2 protein-coding genes are annotated in these 1,713 nt (G+C 63.8%); both read left to right on the top strand.

The genetic code is table 11. The features are described 5' to 3' along the window. Positions 1–118 precede the first annotated feature (118 nt). Positions 119–922 carry an SPOR domain-containing protein gene (locus B4F27_RS03790; protein WP_286758909.1) on the top strand — a complete coding sequence of 268 codons (804 nt, stop codon included), beginning with the start codon at positions 119–121 and terminating at the stop codon, positions 920–922. Positions 923–944: 22 nt separating this feature from the next. Continuing rightward, positions 945–1,713, top strand: a 769-nt coding sequence (locus B4F27_RS03785; RefSeq protein WP_286758908.1) for a D-alanyl-D-alanine carboxypeptidase family protein, incomplete at its 3' end; no start/stop codon positions are given.

Genomic DNA, 1,713 nt, shown 5'->3' with positions numbered 1-1,713 from the left:
GATCAGGCGGCGGCGGACAACGCCGCGCCAGCAGGCAAGGACGACGGACATGAACAGCCTCAGGCTACACCCTTTTTCTGGCAACCGGCCGCTGCGGTGCACGGTAGGGGTATTGCTGATGATGACGACTTTGGCGGGCTGCGATGCGGTCGGCAATCTGACCGGCGGTCAGAAAGGCTCTGCTGCGGTGGCGTCCAGCTCGACCAAGCTGGTGGAGCGGGACGTCGAAGCGCCCGAGGTTTTCTCGGTCAGTGATCAGGGGCTTTGGGACGGACGCCCCAGCCTTGGCGGTGTCTGGGTCGCGCATCCCGATGTCACAGATCCCGAACGGGTGATCATCCGCAACGAGGCCAATGGCAAATTCGTCATCGGCGCGTTGTTCCGCCGTGAACGCGATCTGCCCGGGCCCAAGCTGCAGATGTCTTCTGATGCGGCGGCGGCCCTTGGTATTCTGGCGGGTGCCCCTGCGCCATTGAACGTCACTGCCCTGCGCCGTCAGGAGGTCGACGACACCCCTGCCCCCGACGCAACCCCCGAAGGCACGATTGAAACCCCGTCGGAAGTGACAGAAACCACGCTTGATCCGGTTGCTGTCACGGCAGGTGCCGCGATTGATGCCGCGCCTGCTGCGGCCAAACCCGCTGCCCCTACGGCCCCGAAACCCGCGGCCCCCAAACCTGCGTCTTCGCTGGCCAAACCCTTTGTCCAGATCGGCATTTTCAGCGTAGAGGCAAATGCCGAACGCGCGGCCAACCAGATGCGCAGCGCGGGCATGTTGCCCACCGTCAAACGGAGCGAGATCAACGACAAGCCGTTCTGGCGCGTGGTCGTCGGCCCTGCGGCGACGAAATCCGAACTGACCAATTTGCTGAAATCCATCAAGACCGAAGGGTTCTCTGACGCCTACGCCGTGTCGAACTGACCCACCGCCAAAGGAAACTGCCATGATCCGTATTTTTGCAGCCACGATTGCGACCCTTCTGTTGGCCCTGCCCGCGCACGCGTTCGAGACACAGGCCCGCGCGGCCTATGTGGTCGACCAGACCACCGGCACCGTGCTGCTGACCAAGAACGCGGATGAACCGCTGCCGCCGGCCTCCATGTCGAAACTGATGACGTTGTATATGGCGTTCGAGGCGATCGAGCGGGGCAAAAGCAATGGCGGGCTGGACCTGACAGAGGAACTGCCCGTGTCGCAGCACGCCATGTCCTACGGCGGGTCGACCATGTTTCTCGACACCACCGACCGCGTAAAGGTCGAAGACCTGCTGCGCGGCATCATCGTGCTGTCGGGCAATGACGCCTGTGCCGTAATCGCCGAAGCGCTGAGCCCCGATGGGTCAGAGGCCGGTTTTGCCCGCCTGATGACCCAGCGGGCGCAGCAGATGGGCATGACCAACTCGACCTTCGCGAACTCCAACGGCTGGCCTGCCGCCGGTCACCGCATGTCGCTGCGCGATCTGGGGCTGCTGGCCACCCGCCTGATCGAGGATTACCCGCAGTACTACCCGATGTTCTCGCAGCGCGAATTCCTGTTTGACGGGCGCGCGCCGCAAAACAAGACCAACCGCAACCCGCTGCTGGGGCTTGGCATCGGCGCGGACGGGCTGAAAACCGGCCACACCGAAGAAGCGGGCTACGGGCTTGTCGGCTCTGCCAAACAGGGCGACCGCCGCGTTGTGTTTGTTTTGTCCGGTCTCGAAAGTGCCGCGG

This window comes from Sulfitobacter sp. UBA1132, from assembly GCF_002311545.1.
In the GTDB taxonomy this organism is placed as follows: Bacteria; Pseudomonadota; Alphaproteobacteria; order Rhodobacterales; family Rhodobacteraceae; genus Sulfitobacter; species Sulfitobacter pontiacus.
The sequence above is the reverse complement of the archived record's forward strand: the minus strand, read 5'-3'. Positions and strand labels throughout refer to the sequence as shown.

Coding starts and splice junctions, on each gene's coding strand:
- B4F27_RS03790 (WP_286758909.1), top strand. CDS start 119: ATGATGACGACTTTGGCGGGCTGCGATGCGGTCGGCAATCTGACCGGC.